The 577-nt window shown below is 68.3% G+C and carries 1 protein-coding gene and 1 pseudogene; both read right to left on the minus strand.

The window, feature by feature from the left end; all coding sequences use genetic code 11:
* On the minus strand, positions 1-205 hold a 205-nt coding region (locus tag QHC67_RS19050; protein ID WP_319296737.1), incomplete at its 3' end, for an endonuclease/exonuclease/phosphatase family protein.
* Positions 202-577 (minus strand): annotated as a pseudogene (locus tag QHC67_RS19055) (DNA ligase D); the annotation flags it as partial. The gene QHC67_RS19050 and the pseudogene QHC67_RS19055, both read right to left, overlap by 4 nt.

Genomic DNA, 577 nt, shown 5'->3' on the forward strand with positions numbered 1-577 from the left:
TGAGCAGCGCCACGCCGTTCCAGCGGCTTTGGCCGTGCCAGATCGCCTCATAGCCAGCGTTGCGGATGGCCTTTTCGGGGAACGCTTCCTGTGGTGCCTTCAGCTCCTGCAGGACGACGATGTCGGGCTCGGCGAGGTCGAGCCAGCGCAGCAGCACCGCAAGCCGGCCGTTGACGCCGTTCACATTGTAGGTGGCGATCTTCACAGGTCGGGGAGCGACTGGTCGGCGCGGCCCCAGCCGGCGAGCGCCTTGGAGGCGGCGCGCTTCACCAGCTCGGCCGCGTCGCCGACATGCCAATGGGCCGGCGTATCGATCGTTTCCATCTCCTTCCACGTGATTGGCGCGGCGACCGGCGCGCCCGACCGTGCCCGCACGCTGTAGGGCATGACAGCAGTCGCGCCGCGCTGGTTGCGCAGATAATCGACGAAGATGCGGCCCTTGCGCTGGACCTTGGGCAGCGCAGCCGTGAAATTGTCGGGATCGCTCTGCGCGACCGCCTGCGCCAGCCGGTGCGCGAAGCTCTTCACTTCGGGCCATTCGGCACGCGGCACCAGCGGCGCGATGACGTGGATGCCC

This window comes from Sphingobium sp. (assembly GCF_033795625.1).
Lineage (GTDB): Bacteria > Pseudomonadota > Alphaproteobacteria > Sphingomonadales > Sphingomonadaceae > Sphingobium.